Origin of the sequence: Flavobacterium terrigena (assembly GCF_900108955.1) — a bacterium.
Taxonomy (GTDB): Bacteria; Bacteroidota; Bacteroidia; order Flavobacteriales; family Flavobacteriaceae; genus Flavobacterium; species Flavobacterium terrigena.
In genome coordinates this window covers 79,018-99,999 of the sequence record NZ_FNYA01000007.1, presented here as the reverse complement: position 1 = coordinate 99,999, position 20,982 = coordinate 79,018, and the positions used below count along the sequence as shown (strand labels likewise).

Below are 20,982 nucleotides of genomic sequence, written 5' to 3'. Positions count from 1 at the left end.
AAGTTTGTCATAACCACCAATCACTTTAAAATTTAAATACTTTTTTACAAAATGCAAGAAATTCCTGTACTAGAAAGAGAATATACTTTTGCCGAATTTTTTGTCATGTTTTTGTTATTGTCTCCAATAATTATCGGCTACTGCTACATCATGTTATATATTGTTGAGATTATTTATCAACGCAACTTCAAAAAACCATTGATTGTTTTCGGACATGTATTCAATAAAAAAATATCGGAAACAGATAAAATGATTTTGCGAAATAATAGTCGGTTTTATCGCAAATTAAAACCAAAGTATAAAGTGTATTTTGAGCACAGAGTGGCAACTTTTATTGAGAGAACACAATTTTCTACTCGTGATATTTCTATTACTCGAGAAATGAAACTTTCTATTGCAGCGGTTTATATTCAGTTGACTTTCGGAATGAAAAATTATTTGAACAGATTAATTCAGCAGATTATTATTTATCCGAATATTTATTTGTCTACGCACACCGATGAATATTATAAAGGGGAATTTAATCCGCGATTAAAAACAGTTGTTTTTTCTTGGTCAGATTTTAAAGAAGGAATTGATATTGAAAACGACAATTTGAATTTAGGTTTACACGAATTTACACATGCTTTGCATTTTGCAACATTAAAAAGCGATAAACCCACTCATGTGTTGTTTAATGAAACACTTCGAAATTTATTTTTATCATTTTCCGATGAAAGTCTACGACTAGAATTATTAAATTCCGGGTTTTTACGGCAGTATGCTTTCGAAAATCAATTTGAATTTGTAGCCGTTTTATTGGAACACTTTTTCGAATCACCAGAAGAATTAAAACAAAAATTTCCTTCAATTTATATAAAAGTGAAGGAAATGTTGAATTATAACGAAGCCGTTTTTATTTCAAATTAAGATAAACTTATTTGGTAATTTGTTTTAGATCGGCAATAGTTGCAGTTGGGTTTTCAGCGCCAAAAACATAGCTTCCAGCCACTAAAACATCTGCGCCAGCATCTACTAATTGTTTTGCGTTTTTGTTGGTTACACCACCATCAATTTCAATCAATGTATTCGATTTACATCTTTTGATCATCTCTTTCAATTGATATACTTTGTCGTATGTTTTTTCAATAAAGCTTTGTCCACCAAAACCTGGATTCACACTCATAATACAAACTAAGTCGATGTCTTGAATAATATCTTCCAAAACTTTAACACTAGTGTGAGGATTAATTGCTACTCCAGCTTTCATACCTTCCGCTTTTATGGCTTGTAGTGTTCTATGTAAATGATTGCAAGCTTCATAATGAACGGTTAAAACATTAGCACCTAATTTGGCAAACGTAGAAATGTATCTGTCTGGATCAACAATCATTAAATGCACATCAATAGTTTTCGTTGCATGTTTTGAAATGGCTTGTAAAACTGGCATCCCAAAAGAAATGTTTGGCACAAAAACGCCATCCATAATATCAATATGAAACCAATCCGCTTCAGAATTGTTAATCATTTCGATGTCGCGTTGTAAGTTTGCAAAATCAGCAGCTAAAACTGATGGCGCAATAAGTGTGTTTTTAGTCATAGTAGTTAATTCAAAATTCGTTATTCAACATTCAAAATTGAATATTCGAATTATTTGTTTTTGTGTTATTTTGGCAAAGGTACAATAAATTAAAATATTTCAACATTCAAAATTCCAAGTTGAATATTCCAAGTTAAAAAATGTTGAACGATGAATAACGAATGATGAATTTTGAAGTTTCTTTAAAAACAAAACTCCGGAAACCCGAGCGAAGCGAACAGACTGGAGATTTGTTTACTAAAAAAACAAAACTCCGGAAACCCGAGCGAAGCGAACAGACTGGAGATTTGTTTACTAAAAAAACAAAACTCCGGTAATCAGCCGGAGTTTCAATCATCAATCAAAAAACGAACAGTTTACACTGTTGTTTACTTTATAAAAACGTATTATCCTAAATACGTTTTTAATATTTTACTTCTAGAAGTATGTTTCAATCTTCTAATTGCTTTTTCTTTAATTTGACGCACACGCTCACGAGTTAAATCGAAAGTTTCTCCAATTTCTTCTAATGTCATTGGGTGTTGGTCGCTTAATCCAAAATACAAACGAACTACATCCGCTTCTCTAGGAGTTAACGTTTCTAATGCTCTTTCAATTTCAGTTTGAAGAGATTCGTGAATTAATTCTCTATCTGGATTTGGAGATTCACCTGAACGTAAAACGTCATATAAGTTAGAATCTTCACCTTCCACAAGTGGCGCATCCATTGATAAATGACGACCAGAGTTTTTCATTGACTCTTTTACATCATTCACTGTCATATCTAGTTCTTTTGCAATTTCCTCAGCACTTGGTGGACGTTCGTTAGATTGCTCTAATAAAGCGTACATTTTGTTGATTTTATTGATAGAACCAATTTTGTTTAATGGTAAACGTACAATACGAGATTGTTCAGCTAATGCTTGAAGAATCGATTGACGAATCCACCATACTGCATAAGAAATGAATTTGAAACCACGAGTTTCATCAAAACGTTGTGCTGCTTTAATTAAACCTAAGTTTCCTTCATTAATTAAATCGGGTAAAGTTAAACCTTGATTTTGATATTGCTTCGCAACCGAAACTACGAAACGTAAATTTGCTTTTGTTAATTTTTCTAAAGCGCGTTGATCTCCCGCTTTTATACGTTGTGCTAACTCAACTTCTTCATCGGCAGTAATTAAATCTACCTTACCAATTTCTTGTAAATATTTGTCTAGGGAAGCAGTTTCACGATTAGTAACCTGCTTGGTTATTTTAAGTTGTCTCATTGGGTTTTCTCCTAACTTTAAAAGTTCTTATTGTTATACGTAAGAAGTTTGTAAAAAGTTACAAAAGTTTATAAAAAAATGTTCACCTAAATTAATAAATGAACATTTTAAATAAAATAACGTTATTTTTATAGTATTCTAGTCGCATTCCAACTGCCTAATTCACTACCTTCAGCCATCCATTTTCCGTCAAATTTGTAGCCTTCTAAATATCCTGAAATTTCACCAATATGTAAATTCGCATTTAATTGATAGTAGCTATAATTTGGATTGTCTTCAGTTGGAGTTGTTTTTCCATCTATTGCAAGTGTTGCATTTAGATAACCACTAACACTTGTAATACTTGCTGAGTTTAAATTTTTTGAAAAACCTTTTACATTTGATTGTCCGTCAGTTGTAAAGTTAATGTCACCAGATTCTTCGTCGCCAATAAATTTACCGCTATAGCACTTAACTAATGAGGTTGATCTTTCTTTCGTAAGACAAATTTTTGAAGTTTCATCTGAAAAGAACATTAAATTCGAAACGGAAATGTTATTTCCAAGTTCGTCTACTTTCATATCAAATGATATGTTTTCATTTGCAAAGCGAAATTTTTTTAACGGAGAAGGTATGCTGTTTTTGTCTATTTCAAGAGGAATGTTTTGTAAAACATACGTTTCATGATTATTGGTACGTAGCTTTGCCCAAATTTCGCCGTCATTGAGTAGGTCAACATATACAGTACCTGAAACATCACCCATTACTATCCCTTTGTAAATCCCTTTGAATGAATCATCAAATGACGAATTAGCATCTGGTCTGGTAGCTAATGAACTTGATGGAGTTGTCGTCGTTGCTTGGTCGTCGTCAGAGCAGTTTGAAAATAAGCAACAAAAAAATAAAAGTGTAAAAAAATTTTTCATGATTAATGATGTGTTAGTTAAACATTTTTTAGTTGAAATTTCTGTATCAAATTTTGACTTTAAATTTCTAATCCAAAGGTAATTATATGTGTTTTAACCTTTTTGGTATTTAACTTTATAATCGATGTACGGAATATTCATTTGGATGACAAACCGTCTTTTAAGAAAAATTTATAAACTATATTTTTAAATGTTAAATTTATTGATATGTCAAGCTTTTAGACAGTAAAATCAGTCTATAAGCGATGTTTTTAAGCTGTCTACTGGTTTTAAATCGACATCCGTTTAATCATTAGATATATTGAAAGAATCATTTAAACTAATGTTTTTATTCCGGTTAAATTCTCTGCTCATACATCAAAAAACCTGTTTCATCACAATATTTAAAAATCGTTTTATGATTCGAGTTAATTTCACCTCAGGAATTAATACTAGTAAGATTCTTAAATTAAAAAGGCGGAACCGAAAAGCCAGTAGAGTAGGACAAAAACCATATAAAAAAATATTATGTCAACACAATCTAATTTAGAAGGAGCTTATTTAGCTCAAGGTACAATAGGAAATGTAGGAATGTCAGGAGCGCCTGTTGTTAATTTTTCATTTGTTGTAGTACCATCTCAACACAAAGTAACTGGTTCTGTGCATGTTACTCAAGCTATCCAAAACGGAAATTATAGTGGACAAGTTACAGGAACAATTTATGCAACAGGTTTTGGATCTGTTACTCAAGTTGTAGCAATAAAAGGAATGATTCATTCAGATGGAGATATGCCAATTGAAATTCCTTTTGAAGCACATTTAGCTATAGATGGTTCTTGGAATGGAACAGGAGGATTCGCTTATGCAAATACTCATATTGAAAATGTACCAGTAGTTTCAAAAAAATAAAACTATTAAATAATTTGATTGGCTAGAATTTAAAACTAGTAAAGGAAATAAATCTCTTGGGGAGGAGATTCATAAAACTCGCTTCAAAGCAGCATTGTTGCTTTAAGAGGAAGAAGCGGGGAATACCTTATCCAGTTAGATGTTTTAGCATATTTTAAATTATAAACGAGAGGTTGCATTTTAATTGTTAACCTCTTTTTTTGTTTAAAAAAGCAGCTAAATTAATTTGAAGACTTAAAAACTATATATTATGAGAAAAAATATTTTTAAAAAATCATTTTTAGTAATTTTAATAGGAGCATTGGTTGTTTCTTGTGTTATTGAAAACGGGAAATTACCTCAAAATGTAAAACCATTATGTGATTTAACTGATAAGGATTTTGCAACTTGGTTTAAAAGTGGTGAGGTAACCGAAAATGGAGAAGTTACTCCTGCTAATAGTGTAGATTTTATACACGATAATAATTGTGACTTTTATAAATGGTCTGAAAGAATGTTTCTTTGGATGACCTCAAAAGATGATAGTGCTGGTGATCTTGTATTTCAATCTCCTGAATTTTATACTGTAACGCCTAAAAATAGTAATCAGCAAAGAGATTTAATTCCGAATAAACCTGGTCAATTGTTAAGAGCAATAGCTAATGTTGACAAAACTGGAAAAATCGTAAGTGAAGAAGGTCAGGCAACTGATGATGTATTAATGGATGCAAATGGAAATTTAATATATTATATTTCTATGGTTAATGACGTTTATGCAGAATTTTTAAATGCCGTTAACCAAAAGAAAATGTCTGGAGCTACTTTTCCAACTACAAAAGCCGAAAAAGATAGCATCTTTAATTTTGCCAAACAAAATGGTGTGGTTTTAAAAAATCCAAATGCATTAGCTATAGAGATTAAAACATCATGGATAGTGGCAGAATCTCTTGAAAATAGAGAAGACTTTATTATTATTGATGCTACTATTCCCGTTTATAAAAAACAAAATGATAAGTTATGGTTGATAAAAGGTGAACGAAAAGTAAAACTAGCACTAGTTGGAATGCATATTGTAGGTAGCGCAAATGGACATCCAGAAATGATTTGGGCAACATTTGAACACAAACGCAACGCGCCTAATGCTGCTTATCAATATCTTACTACAGATGGAAAAACAGAAACAGTGTTAGCGGATGAAAAAGGTGATTGGTTATTAAATGCTAATCTGAAAGATTCTACAAATATTTCACATATGGTTTTTGCTTCGGATTCTATAAAAGCAAAAAAAGGACATACCATTTCACCAAGTAATACACTTAGAACAAAACCTTGGGGAAGTGCAGTTGATGTCAAACCAAACGCAGAAGATGCTTCGCCGGCAGCTTCAAATAGTGAAATTATTGCTATTAATAATGCTATCATTTCTAAATTGAAAGGCAATGATGTTCGTAAGAATTATATTTTTATTGGTGCAACATGGACGGATAGCGGAGCAGCACCAAACGGATATAGTTATAATCCAAAAGTAGATTCATTACGTGTTGCAGGTGTGGCAATTGGGACGAGTCAGTTGGCAAATTCTACTATGGAAACTTATAAACAACATGGAGATAAATACAACGCTCAAGGCACCTGTTTTTTTTGCCATTCTCATGAAGAAGGATTAGAACCAGGTGATTTGAGTCATGTTTTTGACGCTTTACTGAAAGGTTTACCCACTCCAAACTCCACTACAATAGCCATTGTTGAAGAAAGGAAGAAAAAATAAATTATTGATATAAAAATTGATATAAAATAAGAAAACACTCATAATTGAGTGTTTTTTTTGCTAACAGTTAACGTGATTTTGAATATTTTTTTTCGCCATGAATTCACTAATTTTTATTTAAATTTTCGATTTAATTGGTCCCGATACATCGGGATCATTGAAGATGAACAAATTTTAGCATTTTTATTTTAAAATTCGTGCATTCGTGGCTAAAATGAAAAAGGTGAGACCTAATAATTTAAACCAAAAAATCGCTATCTAAACGATGTCTTAACCTATCAATTGGTTTTAAATCGACATCAATTTCATCGTTTGTAATGTCGAAAGGGTCATCTAAACCACTAATTAATAAATACAAATAACAAAACAAAAAGGTAATGGCTGATGTAACTAAATAATCTGCAGAATTAGATTTGAATTTAGTAATTAGCAACAACGACATCACAATAAACAAGATACTTTGCAATAAAGTGTAAGCTGGTTTTATAAAATTATTTCGGGAAATAGAGTAGGCTCGAGTTAGTTGTTTTCTCATCGCATTGGTATTTTCTTGAATCCCTTTTATAGCTTCTTTGTCCACGCCGCGTTCTGCGAAGTAATACGCAATTTCATTTGACTTTCTAATTAAAGGAAAAATTACGTTTGAATCTTTTTCTTTAGAATATATCCACGCGATAATTCCGTCTGTCATGCCAAGTAACTCGTTGCGTAAGTGAGGTTGATCTAATTCTTCTTTACATAAATCGGAAGTGCCTGTTCTTGGTGCTCGTATAGCTAAATAAATCCAATCTTTTATGGCTTCTAAATTGGATGCGACTTCACCCGGAATTCTTTCACTTTCTTTAAAATCGCTCATTGTTGCGGCTAATAACAATCCGAAAACGAAAAAAGCACCTGAGAAAATGATGGTAATATCTGATAGTTCAATTAGATCGTGAAAATCTTGTCCGTATAATGATAAGTATTTGAAAACAAAGTTTTTAATTATTAGAATTAGCAATGCAGCAATTAATGATTTTATAATTATGGTTCTGTCGGTGATTAATTTCATTGTGGTTAGTTTTCTGTAAATTTAGAAAAATTTGAATTTAATTCTATAAATTATTTTTCTAATAGTTTTTGTTCTGATTCGTTAAGTCGGTCATCCACAACGAAGCCTCTAACTTTATTGATATGCATTTCATCCATAGTTTCTACTAAGTTTTCAAACACACAAGCTGCACTAGGTTTTATAATGACAAATAATCCTTCTTTTTTTGGATCATTAACATGTTCTTTTACATATTCATTAACCGCAATAATATTATTTCTTAGCGCTTTTGAACCCGAAGTAAATGCTTTTGGCTTTTCAACTGGAAAATCAACTAACCCCATGTAAGTAACTACTTTATTGTTTGCGCCTAATAAAATGGTAAACGTTTTCCATTCGCCACCACAACCACCAGTACTCCAGCCATAAGGATCGTTATATTGCTGAGGCAAACGCAGATCCATAGAATAAGGTTTCTTCATGAAACTTTGCAACATAAAAAACATCATTAATAGAAAAGATAAATTGACCATAGCAGTTAAATCTATAAAAGGATGTAGCTTTTTAGCTTTTGGAGTAATGCTTTTTTTGCCGTAAGTATGTTTGCTAGTGTACATGATGGAGTAGTTTAGTTAGTAAATTTACCAACTCAAGAATTGTACCGTTTCTGTTGCAAATTTTTTCAATTCATTTTTTTTGCAACAACTTTTGTTGCAATTTTTTAGAAAATATTTTTTTTGCAACAACTTTTGTTATTTTATTTTTAAAACGAAATTTAAATAACGGTTTTTGTTATTTTTTATTTGAAGTGAAAAATAAATAACGGTTTCTGTTATCGAAATTAGCAAAGAGTCTATTAATTATTTTTTCACTAGTATTGTAGTAAAATATATTTGTATGGAAGCTTTCCAGATACTTTTACAAACCTTAAAACATATTACCACTTTAGAACCTGATGAAGAAGTGTTGTTTCAAAAGGCATTTAAACCTTTTTCGTTACAAAAAAACGAATACTTTTTGCAATCCACTGAAGTGAATACAAAATTAGGATTTCTGTGTAAAGGATTGGTGCGTTATTTCGTTTTTAAGAATGAGGAAGAAGCGACTTTAGAATTCACCAAAGAAGGTGAGTTTGTTGCCGATTATGGAAGTTTTATTTCAAAACAACCTTCTATTCAAAATATTCAAGCTTTAGAAGATTGTGAATTTTTAGTCATTGATTATGACGAATTGCAAAAGCTATATAAGGTTTCCAAAAACGCTAATTTACTCGGTAGAATAATTATTGAACATCGTTTTATCATCATGGTGAACCAACTTTTAACCGTTCATCAATACAATCCAGAAGACAGATATCGCTATTTTTTAGAACATTATAAAGATTTGGTGCAACGAATTCCACAATATCTTATTGCTTCTTATGTTGGTGTAAAACCGCAATCGTTAAGTAGAATTAGAAAACGTATCGTTTAGTTATTTGTTAACTTAGGTGCATCAATTTTAGTTGCATTGCTAGTAATTTTGATTTAGTATTAATTGTAAAACTAAATTGAAATGACACTTACTATTATTTTTATCGTTTTCGCGTTTTGTTTTTTGTTGGAACGAACGATTCCTGGTTGGAAATTACCCGAAGTGCCCACTTGGACCATCAGAGTTTTAGCCGTAAATTTTTTGCAACTAGGCGTAGTAACACTTGCTGGTTATACTTGGGAAATTTGGCTTTCTCAATATTCAATATTTAATTTATCGGAACATGTAAATCCATTTTTTGGCGGATTAATTGCTTATTTTATTGCCACTTTTATTTTTTATTGGTGGCACAGATGGAGACATCAATTTGATTTTCTATGGACGCGTTTTCATCAAATTCACCACAGTCCGCAACGTTTGGAAGTCATTACTTCGTTTTACAAACATCCGTTAGAAATGACTGTGAATTCTATAATTGGTAGTCTTTTGGTATTTTCAACTTTAGGTTTAAGTGTGGAAGCTGGTGCGGTGTATACTTTGTTTACAGCTTTAGGTGAATTTTTCTATCACACGAATGTGAAAACACCGAGATGGATTGGTTATATTTTTCAACGTCCGGAAATGCACAGAATTCATCATGAATATGACAAACACACTAATAATTATGGTGATATTGTTTGGTGGGATATGTTATTTGGAACGTACGAAAATCCAAAAGAATTTAAGTCAACTTGTGGTTTCAATAACGAAAAAGAACAACGATTATTAGATATGTTTAAGTTTAAAGATGTGCATAAAGAATAAACTATTCCACCACATAATTATCAATTTTCGAACTATAGAAATCAATTTTTTGACGCATTTTATTGAAAAATATTTTTTGATCTTTTTTGCCCGATTGGTTTAACGATTTAGAATTGGAAAGCTGATTAGCAATGTATTCTTTTTGTTCTAAACAGGCGTTTTTGTCCGAAGTAGCATAATAACCTAATGCATTATAGGGCAAAAAGAATTTCAATTTTTGATGCGATGTAAATAAAACCGAATTGTTTAAAATCAGCAATTCATTATGATACAATTGAAAATCTGGTGTATTGGTTTGGCATTTTTGTTCTATAGTATCAATAATTTCAGTTACATCTTGAAGTAGTAATTTCGCATTTGAATACTGCAATAATCCCGATTCGAAAAAATAATAAATTTGTTGTAAAGAACTATTTATTGTGGTGTCGTTCCAAATTTCTACTCGTTTGGAATGTTCGAAAAACTGCTTTAATGCGGAAGTGTCATTTAAAATAGCCGTGTCAAATACAAAATCTTCAAAATGTGTGGCGGTCTTATTTGTTAATAAATTGAACCAAATAAAAAATTTAAATTTAGAAAACAAAGTTCCAGCAACCGTATAATTCATCGGAATGTCTTTCGCGGAATAATATAATATCGTTTCGGCTGGATTGAAATCGGATAAAAATTGTTTTGATTTTTCGAAATAATTTTTAAAATCGGCTTGGGTTTTTATACTTTTTGTTTTCTCGACTATTAAGCTGTCATTTTGCTGAAACAAATTGTCCATAGAAATCCCGTATTCCTGACATAAAGCTACTGTTTCTTCAATAGAAAATTTACTCTTCATCGAAATTCTTCGGTGCGACGCATCATAACTTATTTGTAACACATTAGAAATGGCTTCGTTTATAGAAGTTTCGTTTCCAATAATTTGTCGGATTTCTTTTAAAAGGATTTCTTGAGGGTTCATATTTGTGATTTTCGCAAAACCAAATATACATATTATTATTTACTGCAATTTGTTTTGTGATTATTAAAATACTTTTGAAGTGTAAATAAATCATAAATTATGAGGAACTTCAAACTTAAAATCGCAAAAATAGCCGACAATTTAGAAAAAGTTACGGCGAAAGATTTGATTCACTATTCAGCTGTGATTAATCGAATTCAAATGAAAAACAGGATTTTTATTTCATATTTTAAACCAATTACAATAAATGAAAACAAAGTATTTTAAAAAATCGGAAGCAGAAAGAGCATTTTTTTTACATCTCAGAAAAAGAGTTTATGAAAAACTGGAAGGTAAATCAACGTCTCATGGTGATTTTAAATTTTGGTTTAAAGGTGTGTTTTGGATTGCAGTTTGTTATTTTTCTTATAGTTTATTGTTTTTCAATTCGCTAAGTAAAATCAATTTTTGGTTGTTGTATGTTGTTTTTCAACTTGCTGGATTGTTAATTGGTTTTAGTTTTGGACATGATGCTTCGCATAATACGGCATTTAAAAATAAAAAATGGAATGGAGTTTTACATTTCTTTAGTTTTCTTACTGTTGGTATAGATCCTTTACTTTGGGGATTAAGACATATTCGTTCTCATCATTTATATGCTAATGTGGAAGGAAGTGATATTGATATTGACAAAAATCCATTTTTACGATTAAGTCCAACTCATCCTTGGAAACCAAAACATAGATATCAGGCATATTATGCACCTTTTGTTTACATGTTCACATTGCTGCATTCCGTTTTTATGAGCGATTGGGTTTACTTGTTTTCTCAGGAATATCATTGGATGAAAAAAGGTGTTTCTAAAACAGAATTATATATAAGATTTGTATTGTATAAAGTAGTATATTTTTCAATTGTTCTTGTGTTTCCTCTATTGTTTACTGATTATTCATGGAGTTTTATTATTTTAACTTATTTTACAGCTAGTGCATTTACATCTTTAGTTTTTATAATAATGTTAGTAGGCACCCATTTTTTTGATGGTGCTGATTACCCTCAACCTGAAGGTGAGTTTCTTGAGCATACTTGGGCTGTTCACCAACTTTATACAAGTTGTGATTGGGATGCAAATAAAAGTTGGGCACGTTTTTTAAGTGGTGGTTCTAATTGTCATGCTGCGCATCATTTGTTCCCAAATATTTGTCATACCAATTACAGTGAAATTAACCAGATAATTAAAGAAACTACAGAAGAATATAATTTTCCATATCATCATAAAACCTTATTTGAAATGATGTTTTCACATTTTAGACATCTTAATAAAATGGGTAAGCCAGATTAAAAACAAAAAAACCGCAACTTAGTTTTTAAGTCGCGGTTTTTTGTATTTATGAAGTAAGTTTTTATTCAATAATTATTTTTTTGAAAATTTGTTTGCTTTCAGTTGAAACCACACACATATAAATTCCAGACGACAATTGCGAAACTGGAAATTGTTCTGTTAATTGCGAATTATTAAATTCTTTTTCAGAAACGGTTTTACCATTAATATCTACAATTTTTACAGTATAATTTTTAGCATCTAAAGTTCCTTTATTGATGAATAAATTATTTTTTGCAGGATTCGGGTAAACCGTAACTTGATTATCTGAATTGAAAGTTTCGTTAGACATAACTGATGTATTTGCTACCGCAAAATGAAGCATGGCACCAACGGCAGCTTTTGTCACATTATACGCGTAAGTTGGATCCATATTAATCAATAAATCATTTGCGGTATGTGTTACATTTGATTCATTGGTTTCGTAAAATCCGGTAATAACTTCATTGTTATCTTCAAATGGAACATAATCTGAAGAATAGGCGTTGGCTAATAAAGTATTTAAGTTTGTATATAGTTCCACACAATTTATTAGTTCGTTTGTTTTAGTGTTTGAAGCCGCATTGTTGGTTGATGGCGTATTACTCATGTCTCTTTCGCAAGTAATAGTGTTATTGGTTTGTCCGGCAACACCACCAACTTGATCGATATTAAAAACCAATCTTATATCTAATTTTGGAGTAGTGCCATTCACTACGTTAGAAACATAATGTTGACTACCATATAAACCAGCTTCTTCACCACTAAAATGAATAAATTTTATAGAATATTCAGTAGGGATGCTTTGCAAAAGACGTGCAGTTTCTAATAAAATGTTTGTACCGCTTCCATTGTCATTTGTTCCATTTCCATTAATGGTGTCATAATGTGCGCAAATAATGACATAGGTGTTTGGGTATAAAGTTCCTGTTTTGGTTACAATTAAATTTTTACAAACTGCTGTTGAACCAGTATATGTAAACGGATCTTCAACCATTTGTCCAGCTGTAAAGCCATAACTTAAATACTTATTCTTTAACCAATTTAAAGTATTTGTTTGGGCGGCGCTTCCTCTGATTTTTATTCCTAAATTTTCAAAGTCAGTAAGGTTTGTTGTAGTGTTGGTTTGGGAAACTTGATTCACAACATCTTGATAGCCTTGAATGTAGGATTGTGAAAATGCAATCGTTTGTCCAAAGAGCAGTAGGGAAACTCTTAGGGAAAGTTTTAAGTAGGTTTTCATAATTTTTTGATTTGGTTTCTCAAATATATGAAAAGTTTTGTTTGTTTTTTAACAAAAAAGAAGCCTTGATTTTTTCAAGGCTTCTTTTTTTATTTTACTTTGATATAGTTTTCCATTAGAATTGGTTCGCCATTTTTAGTAATTCCTTCAATTGTTATTTTGTAATTTCCTGAGATATCTGAAGTATAAAATTCAAAAGTTTTTTGAGGTGAAATTTCTGTAATATTTGGTTCCCAACATAATTGATATCTATAGTCCGGAATTTTCTCAAAATTGTTTTTAGAATAATCTATTGCATAATATCTTTTGTTAAGTTCTGGGCGTTCTAATTTTTTCATAATGATATAATCATCCTCCACTTTTGGAACATAATTAAAATCTTTCGTTGTTAAATTAACCACGCCATTGAATAAATATTTGTTATATAAATATCCTTTATTTACAAAGTTTATTTTTGTGAAAAAGGCTGGGTCGAAAGTTAGTATTTCATCAACATCTTGTAACAAAAAGCCATCAACTAAAACTAAAGTATTTAAGTATAAATCACTGCTATTAACTTCATAATCGTTTACATTAAATACTTGTTTTCCATCTTTTTTATTAATGTAAACTTCTGGTACAATTTCAATAAAAACTTCTTTAATTGTGTTTTGAACGTTGTAATCTTTTAAATAATATTCTTTATCGCTACCATAATAAAATGGTTTATTCTTTTTATAAGTAAAAACAGTATCGCTTTTCGTGTGATAATATATGTTTTGAATTTGATTCGCAATAGAACGTTTCAAGAAGGCATCGGCAAAATTTGGATTAATTTGGATGTCTCTTTCTGTTTTTTTTGTTTTTATACTTGGGTTATCAATAATTTCGATTTTGTATTTTTCTTTATCTTTTTCGTACACTTGAAAATAAGCTTCATCACCATTAAAGCCTTCCATTAGAAATTTAAAATTTCCATTGGTGTCAGTTGTTGTAATTTTAAAATCGAAATTTTCACCAGGAATAGATAGTGCTATTTTTTTATTTTCTAATAAATCAGAACCACTTTTTGAAGTTATTTTTCCAGAAAAAATTTCACCTCTAGTTTCAGGAATAGATACAATATTTTCAGTGTTATCTAAATTTGAACTTTCAATTCGAGTAAGTAAATTATTATTCGTGTGGTTTAGAGTTGGAATACTATCAATTTTAATAACATTTAACACAAAGTTACCTTGTAAATTGTCTTTAACTGTAATAATAGCTTTTTCTCTTTTTTGAAATTCTTTTTTACTTGTTTCAATTTTAGAATTGATGTCATTTTGTTGAATTGAATTTGAGAAATTGGTAAGTTCTGAAGTCTTATTTTTTTCCTTGAATTTTTCTGGAAATGAAATATATGGATTTATTATAAAGATTTCTTTAGAAGCATATTCATTATTGTTTTGTGTTAAATTAGTATAAGCAATAATTTTATAATTTCCTGTTTCAATATTAGTTGGAATAAAAAAATCGTTATAAGAAATACCATTACTAATTACTTGTTTGTGTTTTAATATGGACTTGTTTTCGTCATTAATTAATTCTACATAAGCAATTTTACTATATGAAATAGCTTCTTTAGTTGTATTGTTTATACTTATAGTTTTGTATAAAATACTTTCACCGGATAAGTAGAAATCAGTATTGGTTTGAAGCACAATCTGTTCTTTTATAGGTGTTGTTTTATAATTCGAATTTGCTTGTTGTGCAAACAAAGATGAATTGAAAAGGAAAAATACGATTATTAATGTTTGTTTTATCATTGCCAAAATGTTGGTACTATGTTAGATGAAAATTGAGTGCAATCTCCACATGGAAGTGGAACTAAATTTACTGGGTTTGGGCCAGAATAATATAATTTTAAACCTGTATTTAATAGATGCTCTACGTCATAGCCTTCACATGTTGTGCCATTTCCAGTTGCAAAACAATAGTCGTAGGCTCCGGGGCAATTAAATTCGCCAGGTTCGTCTACGCAATTATCATAACAATCGTAAAAATATCCTGGAGCTGTAGTGCCAGGAAAAACATCTGCAAAGTTGAAAAATATTCTTTGTGAACTTTTGCTAGACACATCAAAAAAGCCAATCACTTTTTCATTCGGGTTTGATTCGCAAGTGATGTTACTTCTAAAAAAACCAGGTTGACTTTGTGATAAGATACTTCCGCTTCCAGAAATACTTTTTAAAGTGCTATAATACGTATAAGCTTCTAAATTTTGAACATATTGGTTAACTAAAATACTATATCTATGTTTGATGATTGGATTGGTTACATGAATAAATCGCACCATGAAATTTACACGATCTTCAGATAAGTTTGAAGTAGAATGTAATAATAATTCATTTGATTTGAATGTAGAATAACAGGTTTGTGCTTCATAAGTTCTTGGTGTAAAAATCAAATCTTTCGATCCCAATGCATTAAAATTTGGATCAACTGTTGCCGTGTTTGGTTTCCATTTTGGAGCAATTATTTTATAGGTTTCTTCAAACTCATATCTGTAATATTTTGAATTTCCAGTTGGATCAAATGATTTAACTTTTATTTCTGCCCCTCGATTACCTGCTAAAGTAACATCACGTACTTCTACATTTTGAATTGGATTAATGGCGCTTAAAACTTCTGGTGTTGAAGTGTATGTTCTACCGTTTGCAATAATTCTTAATTTGTATTTTCTACCAGCAATTGCTTGAAACGGATTTTGCGATTCGTAAACTTCATTGCTTTCAATAAAGTTATAGACATTTCCAGAATCATCTTCAACTGAAACATTTGCATTTTCAACAAATTCAGGACCATTTTCTTCTAAACGATACGTTTTAGTAAGTCTAATTTGTTGTGTTTTTAATTCGTTAGTTATAGTTGCCTCAATAACAAGAGCTTCTTCAAAATTAGAAGTCTGTAAAAGATAAGGTTCAGTACAACTAAACAAGAGTATCATTACTATTAGACAGCTAATTCTTTTCATACTTTTAAATTTGGAGTTATGTTTTATCATTGCCAAAATGTTGGTACTACGTTAGAAGAGAATTGTGTGCAATCTCCACATGGAAGTGGAACTAAGTATATTGGGTTAGGGCCAGAATAATATAATAAATTACCAGTATTTAATTGTGCCTCTACATTTTCACCCTCGCATGTTGAGTTAGGATTACCAATTTCAAAACAAAAATTATAAACTCCAGGACAATTATATTCGCCAGGTTCGTCTACGCAATTATCATAACAATCGTAAAAATATCCTGGAGCTGTAGTGCCAGGAAAAACATCTGCAAAGTTGAAAAATATTCTTTGTGAACTTTTGCTAGACACATCAAAAAAGCCAATCACTTTTTCATTCGGATTTGATTCGCAAGTGATGTTTCCTCTGAAAAATCCAGGTTGATTTTGAGAAAGTATGCTACCACTTCCAGAAATACTTTTTAAAGTACTGTAATACGTATATGATTCTAAATTCTGAACATATTGGTTAACTAAAATGCTGTATCTATGTTTGATGATTGGATTGGTTACATGAATAAATCGTACCATATAATCTACACGATCTTCAGATAAGTTTGAAGTAGAATGTAATAATAATTCATTTGATTTGAATGTAGAATAACAAGTTTGCGCTTCATAAGTTCTTGGTGTAAAAATCAAATCTTTCGATCCCAATGCATTGAAATTTGGGTTAATTGTCACTGTGTTTGGTTTCCATTTTGGAGCAATTACTTTATAGGTTTCTTCAAACTCATATCTGTAATATTTTGAATTTCCTGTAGGATCAAATGATTTTACTTTTATTTCAGCACCTCGATCACCAGCTATAGTAACATCATGTACTTCTACATTTTGAATTGGATTAACGGCGCTTAAAACTTCAGGTGTTGAAGTGTATGTTTTTCCGTTTACAATAATTCTTAATTTGTATCTTCTACCAGCAATAGCTTGAAACGGATTTTGCGATTCGTAAACTTCATTGCCTTCAGTAAAGTTATAGACATTTCCAAAATCATCTTCTACAGAAATATTTGCATTTTCAACAAATTCAGGACCATTTTCTTCTAAACGATACGTTTTAGTAAGCCTAATTTGTTGTGTTTTTAATTCGTTAGTTATAGTTGCTTCAATAACAAGAGCTTCTTCAAAATTAGAAGTCTGTAAAAGATAAGGTTCAGTACAACCAAACAAAAGTATCATCACTATTAGTAAGCTAATTTTTTTCATACCTTAAAATTTAAAGTTATATGTTATTGTTGGAATTGGAATAGCAAAAATTGATGTTTTATACCCTTTTACCTGTCCGTCATTTGATATGAAATAAATAGAATATGGATTGTTTCGTCCTAATACATTATAAATTGAAATGTTCCAAAAACTGTGTGCTAGTTTTTTTATTTTATGACTTCCTTCAATATTGAAACTTACGTCAACTCTGTAATAATCTGGAATTCTAAATTTATTTCTATCACTGTATAGCGTGTATTCTGAATTGGCATAAGTATATTTTCCAATTGGATACGTAATTGGTCTTCCGGTTTGGTACACAAAGTTTAATGAAAAACTATACCTTTTAGTTATTTTGTAGTTTAAAACAGAATTAAAGTCATGCGGTTTGTCAAAATTTGATGCAAAATATTCGCCATCATTCACGCGTTCATCTCTAAATTGACTATCTAGTTTTAAGAAACTTCTAGAATAGGTGTAAGCAATCCATCCATTTAATTTCCCTATGTTTTTCTTAATTAAAAGTTCAACTCCGTACGATTTTCCTTCACCTTGCAATAATTCAGTTTCTATTTTATTACTTAAAACAATATTAGCACCAGTTTTATAATCTAAGATGTTTTTAGATTTTTTGGTATAACCTTCTAAACTAATTTCATAAGTTTCATTTAAGTTTTTATAGAACCCAATAGAAAATTGTTCTCCAATTTGTGGTTTTACATTGATATCTGAAAGTTTCCATATATCTGTTGGCGATTGAGTAGTGTTCGTACTTAATAAATGTATGTACTGATATGTTTTGTCATAACCAATTTTAGTAGACAAACTATTAGTTAACATATATCGAGCTGAAACTCTCGGTTCAAATCCGCCATATTGTTTTATCACTTCATTGTGTTTGTATTGTTTGGTTTCAATAAGTGTGGCTTCATTTCTTGGTAAACCTTCTTCGTAAATTCGTTGTGTATTTTCCCCTAGATAATTAAATGTGGTATATCTTCCACCAACATTTATTAATAGTTTTTCAGTAAGTTTTGCTTCGGTTTTTAAATAGGCTGAAGCTTCTAAAGCTTTCTCATTAATTAAGTTTACTGGTACAATTAAACTTGTAGCTTCTTTTGGATTTAAGAAACCTGGATTTATTTTATATAATTTGGCAGATAAACCATAATTTACCGTGAATTTACCATTCAATTTGTTTTCAAATTTTAACTGAGCATTACTTTCATTAATGTTAAAACCAGATTCAAACGACTTCCTATTATCATTTTGGTTCGAATAATTAACGCCATATTTATAGTCACTATTATTCAATAATAATTGAGAACTCATTTTTTTAGAAAATTTATGTTCCCAATTGATTCCTAAAAGACGATTGTTATAGTTGAATAATGAATCTGATGTTATTTTAAACTTATCATCACTATAATATAATGAGGCATTAATGGTGTTGTTTTCGTTTATTTCATGACTGTATTTTGTGAAAAAATCATAAAAAGATGCACTACTTTTTTTAAGTTGTTCGTCTTTTAAGCTTTTTAAAATCCAATCTGAATACGTTGCTCTAAAACCAGCAATAATTGCAGATTTATTTTTTACAACCGGAACGTTTACAAATAAATTACTCGTAACTGGGCCAATTCCGCCTTCACCTGATAATTTTGTGTTAGTTGGTTTTTTGGTTTTTAAATCTATAACAGATGACAAACGACCACCATATTCAACAGGAATACTTCCTTTATAAATGGTAACACTTTTTAAACTATATGGATTAATAGATGAGAAAAAGCCTAAAAAGTGAAACGGGTTATATAATGAGATGTCGTCTACTAAAATTAAATTCTGATCTGCATTTCCTCCTCGAACATTTAATCCGCTAGAACCTTCACCTGTTGTTTTAATTCCAGGCATTATAGTTGCAATTTTGAAAACATCTTGTTCACCTAATAAAACAGGTACGTTTTTCATGTTTTCTAAATCAATTGATGTGGCACCAACAACTGATGTTTTTATTTTTGTTTGAATTTTATTAGTGATTATAATTTCTTTAATTCCAATAGTTTTCTGACTTATATTGAAATCTAAAGTTCCATTTTCACTGATAAATATTTTTTTATTATTTCCTTTTGCGTTTATGGTTTGAACAACAATTATGTGTGTTCCAGTTGGGACTTCTAAACTATAAAAACCATTGTCGTCAGTTGATGTTTCAATATTCTTGTTGTTTACTTTTATTTTAACGTTCTTTAGCGGTTCGTTGGTTTCAATGTTTTTGATATAACCAGATAATGTGTGCTTAGATGAAGTATTTCCTCTTTTTTGTTTTCCGATATAAATGATATCGTTGTCAAAATTTGAGATGTCGTTTTTTTGTTGAATACTCGAATTATCAGTAGCATTTGTGTTTTTGCTACTTTCAGGTTTGAAATAATTGTCCACAAAATAATCATAAACAATTCTGTTCTGTGATAAAATTACTTTGTTGTTATCTACAAAATAATTTAATGAAGTATTTGCAAACAATGCACTTAAAATGTTTTCTAAACTTGAATTATTGAAATTTTCGGTAATTGTCTTTTTTTCAGATTCTAACCATTTTGTGTCATAATAGAAAGATATAGACTGTTTTTCTTCTAATTTTTTTAATGATTGAGAAATGGTTTCATTATTAAAAGAAATAGTTATGCTATCATTTTTTGTTTGAGAAAAAGCTGTAACTTGAAAAATAAACAAAAATAGTAAAAGTGTATTTTTCATTAAATTATAGTTTTAAATAAATTTTGGTAAAAAAGTTGAATGTTGTTTTCCCTTTGATTTCGATTTGTATTGTAAAATTGTTTAATTTCTTTTTTTAATGTTGGAAACAAATTAATGATACTTTTTTTAGACGAAATTTCTTCAAGTTTATTGTTGTAAAAAATATAGTATACATTATAATCGTAAAAAATATATGATAATTTAACGGATTGAAAATCTGATTTTAATGTTTTTTTATGCTTAATGTATAAAGTACACTTTTCATTAATTTCAACTTCTTCAAAAAAACCTGAGCTAGTTGTTTTGTCACTTGAAATAGTTTCTATTTTTCTGAATTTTTTGTTTTTAAGTATAAAATAGTCAACTTGTTTGGTTATTAAACTTGTTTCTAAAACCAATTGTGAAGCAGGTTTAAATAAAAGCAAATCTTCAAAAACATCATACTTTAAGCTTAGATCAGTATATGTTTGATTGTTATATTGTAAAATTCCATTACTGTATTTGTTTTCAAGAAACTGTGAAGTGTTATTGGAAGTTGTCTTGTACTTGTTGTAATAGACTAGTCCATTATTGTAAGCTAAATTTTCAAAGCCGACTAAACTGTCGTTGTGTTTTATGAAATTTTTATTTTGAGAGAAGCAGCTTAAGCTGGAAATCAAAATAAGTAGTAGTAGTTTTTTTTGGAGTAACATTTTTTATATTTTTTGTGAAATTATATAAAAATTCTTACAACGCAAAAAATCCCGATAACTTTAACATTATCGGGATTTTTTAAATATTTA

Annotated in this window: 18 protein-coding genes; 6 read left to right on the top strand and 12 right to left on the bottom strand. The window is 30.0% G+C overall.

Translation table 11 applies throughout. The features are described 5' to 3' along the window. Positions 1-51 precede the first annotated feature (51 nt). Positions 52-909 carry a zinc-dependent peptidase gene (locus BMX42_RS11925; RefSeq protein ID WP_091314540.1) on the top strand — a complete coding sequence of 286 codons (858 nt, stop codon included), beginning with the start codon at positions 52-54 and terminating at the stop codon, positions 907-909. Positions 910-916: 7 nt separating this feature from the next. On the opposite strand, the gene rpe is transcribed toward BMX42_RS11925, so the two are convergent. The 3 genes from rpe to BMX42_RS11910 all read right to left on the bottom strand — a co-directional run bounded on the left by rpe (position 917) and on the right by BMX42_RS11910 (position 3,734). Beyond that, positions 917-1,579: a ribulose-phosphate 3-epimerase gene (rpe, locus tag BMX42_RS11920; protein WP_091314537.1), complete on the bottom strand. Its 663-nt coding sequence runs from the start codon at positions 1,577-1,579 to the stop codon at positions 917-919. A 386-nt stretch (positions 1,580-1,965) separates the two neighbouring features. Then, positions 1,966-2,829: a sigma-70 family RNA polymerase sigma factor gene (locus tag BMX42_RS11915; RefSeq protein WP_026718320.1), complete on the bottom strand. Its 864-nt coding sequence runs from the start codon at positions 2,827-2,829 to the stop codon at positions 1,966-1,968. Between the two features lie 128 nt (positions 2,830-2,957). Then, on the bottom strand, positions 2,958-3,734 hold the full coding sequence (locus BMX42_RS11910) for a hypothetical protein (RefSeq protein WP_143055648.1): 777 nt from the start codon (positions 3,732-3,734) through the stop codon (positions 2,958-2,960). 507 nt (positions 3,735-4,241) lie between these two features. Here BMX42_RS11910 and BMX42_RS11900 point away from each other — a divergent pair. Both BMX42_RS11900 and BMX42_RS11895 read left to right on the top strand, forming a co-directional pair. Further along, positions 4,242-4,622 carry a DUF1842 domain-containing protein gene (locus BMX42_RS11900; protein ID WP_091314527.1) on the top strand — a complete coding sequence of 127 codons (381 nt, stop codon included), beginning with the start codon at positions 4,242-4,244 and terminating at the stop codon, positions 4,620-4,622. Between the two features lie 250 nt (positions 4,623-4,872). Beyond that, positions 4,873-6,369 (top strand): hypothetical protein, encoded by a 1,497-nt coding sequence (locus BMX42_RS11895; protein WP_091314525.1) that lies wholly within the window; start codon positions 4,873-4,875, stop codon positions 6,367-6,369. 238 nt (positions 6,370-6,607) lie between these two features. Here the strand turns inward: BMX42_RS11895 and BMX42_RS11890 are convergent, their stop codons facing one another. Next, a complete protein-coding gene (locus tag BMX42_RS11890) occupies positions 6,608-7,420 on the bottom strand; it encodes a hypothetical protein (RefSeq protein ID WP_091314522.1) in 813 nt (270 codons plus the stop codon). A 50-nt stretch (positions 7,421-7,470) separates the two neighbouring features. Continuing rightward, positions 7,471-8,016, bottom strand: a complete 546-nt coding sequence (locus tag BMX42_RS11885) for an ExbD/TolR family protein (RefSeq protein WP_091314519.1) — start codon at positions 8,014-8,016, stop codon at positions 7,471-7,473. 280 nt (positions 8,017-8,296) lie between these two features. Between BMX42_RS11885 and BMX42_RS11880 the strand changes: the two genes are divergently transcribed. Together BMX42_RS11880 and BMX42_RS11875 are read left to right on the top strand one after the other, a co-directional pair. Further along, positions 8,297-8,872 (top strand): Crp/Fnr family transcriptional regulator, encoded by a 576-nt coding sequence (locus BMX42_RS11880; RefSeq protein WP_091314516.1) that lies wholly within the window; start codon positions 8,297-8,299, stop codon positions 8,870-8,872. A gap of 81 nt (positions 8,873-8,953) precedes the next feature. Continuing rightward, the gene (locus BMX42_RS11875; RefSeq protein ID WP_091314514.1) at positions 8,954-9,676 is read left to right on the top strand and encodes a sterol desaturase family protein; all 723 of its coding nucleotides are present in this window, start codon (positions 8,954-8,956) and stop codon (positions 9,674-9,676) included. Position 9,677: 1 nt separating this feature from the next. On the opposite strand, the gene BMX42_RS11870 is transcribed toward BMX42_RS11875, so the two are convergent. After that, positions 9,678-10,628, bottom strand: coding sequence for a hypothetical protein (locus BMX42_RS11870; RefSeq protein WP_245748289.1), 951 nt, complete (start codon positions 10,626-10,628; stop codon positions 9,678-9,680). A gap of 247 nt (positions 10,629-10,875) precedes the next feature. Between BMX42_RS11870 and BMX42_RS11865 the strand changes: the two genes are divergently transcribed. Next, complete coding sequence (locus BMX42_RS11865; protein WP_091314511.1) at positions 10,876-11,949, top strand: fatty acid desaturase family protein; 1,074 nt, start codon at positions 10,876-10,878, stop codon at positions 11,947-11,949. 61 nt (positions 11,950-12,010) lie between these two features. Here the strand turns inward: BMX42_RS11865 and BMX42_RS11860 are convergent, their stop codons facing one another. The 6 genes from BMX42_RS11860 to BMX42_RS11835 form a co-directional block, all read right to left on the bottom strand. Beyond that, the gene (locus BMX42_RS11860) at positions 12,011-13,210 is read right to left on the bottom strand and encodes a M28 family peptidase (RefSeq protein WP_091314508.1); all 1,200 of its coding nucleotides are present in this window, start codon (positions 13,208-13,210) and stop codon (positions 12,011-12,013) included. A gap of 89 nt (positions 13,211-13,299) precedes the next feature. After that, the gene (locus BMX42_RS11855; protein WP_091314504.1) at positions 13,300-14,994 is read right to left on the bottom strand and encodes a hypothetical protein; all 1,695 of its coding nucleotides are present in this window, start codon (positions 14,992-14,994) and stop codon (positions 13,300-13,302) included. Next, on the bottom strand, positions 14,991-16,202 hold the full coding sequence (locus tag BMX42_RS11850; RefSeq protein WP_177169168.1) for a DUF4249 domain-containing protein: 1,212 nt from the start codon (positions 16,200-16,202) through the stop codon (positions 14,991-14,993). The genes BMX42_RS11855 and BMX42_RS11850 overlap by 4 nt, the downstream gene beginning before the upstream one ends. 26 nt (positions 16,203-16,228) lie before the next feature. After that, positions 16,229-17,443, bottom strand: a complete 1,215-nt coding sequence (locus BMX42_RS11845; protein ID WP_091314495.1) for a DUF4249 domain-containing protein — start codon at positions 17,441-17,443, stop codon at positions 16,229-16,231. Between the two features lie 3 nt (positions 17,444-17,446). Next, a complete protein-coding gene (locus tag BMX42_RS11840; RefSeq protein WP_091314491.1) occupies positions 17,447-20,200 on the bottom strand; it encodes a TonB-dependent receptor in 2,754 nt (917 codons plus the stop codon). After that, a complete protein-coding gene (locus BMX42_RS11835) occupies positions 20,200-20,892 on the bottom strand; it encodes a hypothetical protein (RefSeq protein ID WP_091314487.1) in 693 nt (230 codons plus the stop codon). Before BMX42_RS11835 ends, BMX42_RS11840 begins: the two co-directional genes overlap by 1 nt. Between the last annotated feature and the right edge of the window lie 90 nt (positions 20,893-20,982).

Bases quoted from the DNA above. Each gene is read 5' to 3' on its own strand.
- BMX42_RS11925 (WP_091314540.1), top strand. From the start codon at position 52: ATGCAAGAAATTCCTGTACTAGAAAGAGAATATACTTTTGCCGAATTT.
- rpe (WP_091314537.1), bottom strand. From the start codon at position 1,579: ATGACTAAAAACACACTTATTGCGCCATCAGTTTTAGCTGCTGATTTT.
- BMX42_RS11915 (WP_026718320.1), bottom strand. From the start codon at position 2,829: ATGAGACAACTTAAAATAACCAAGCAGGTTACTAATCGTGAAACTGCT.
- BMX42_RS11910 (WP_143055648.1), bottom strand. From the start codon at position 3,734: ATGAAAAATTTTTTTACACTTTTATTTTTTTGTTGCTTATTTTCAAAC.
- BMX42_RS11900 (WP_091314527.1), top strand. From the start codon at position 4,242: ATGTCAACACAATCTAATTTAGAAGGAGCTTATTTAGCTCAAGGTACA.
- BMX42_RS11895 (WP_091314525.1), top strand. From the start codon at position 4,873: ATGAGAAAAAATATTTTTAAAAAATCATTTTTAGTAATTTTAATAGGA.
- BMX42_RS11890 (WP_091314522.1), bottom strand. From the start codon at position 7,420: ATGAAATTAATCACCGACAGAACCATAATTATAAAATCATTAATTGCT.
- BMX42_RS11885 (WP_091314519.1), bottom strand. From the start codon at position 8,016: ATGTACACTAGCAAACATACTTACGGCAAAAAAAGCATTACTCCAAAA.
- BMX42_RS11880 (WP_091314516.1), top strand. From the start codon at position 8,297: ATGGAAGCTTTCCAGATACTTTTACAAACCTTAAAACATATTACCACT.
- BMX42_RS11875 (WP_091314514.1), top strand. From the start codon at position 8,954: ATGACACTTACTATTATTTTTATCGTTTTCGCGTTTTGTTTTTTGTTG.
- BMX42_RS11870 (WP_245748289.1), bottom strand. From the start codon at position 10,628: ATGAACCCTCAAGAAATCCTTTTAAAAGAAATCCGACAAATTATTGGA.
- BMX42_RS11865 (WP_091314511.1), top strand. From the start codon at position 10,876: ATGAAAACAAAGTATTTTAAAAAATCGGAAGCAGAAAGAGCATTTTTT.
- BMX42_RS11860 (WP_091314508.1), bottom strand. From the start codon at position 13,210: ATGAAAACCTACTTAAAACTTTCCCTAAGAGTTTCCCTACTGCTCTTT.
- BMX42_RS11855 (WP_091314504.1), bottom strand. From the start codon at position 14,994: ATGATAAAACAAACATTAATAATCGTATTTTTCCTTTTCAATTCATCT.
- BMX42_RS11850 (WP_177169168.1), bottom strand. From the start codon at position 16,202: ATGAAAAGAATTAGCTGTCTAATAGTAATGATACTCTTGTTTAGTTGT.
- BMX42_RS11845 (WP_091314495.1), bottom strand. From the start codon at position 17,443: ATGAAAAAAATTAGCTTACTAATAGTGATGATACTTTTGTTTGGTTGT.
- BMX42_RS11840 (WP_091314491.1), bottom strand. From the start codon at position 20,200: ATGAAAAATACACTTTTACTATTTTTGTTTATTTTTCAAGTTACAGCT.
- BMX42_RS11835 (WP_091314487.1), bottom strand. From the start codon at position 20,892: ATGTTACTCCAAAAAAAACTACTACTACTTATTTTGATTTCCAGCTTA.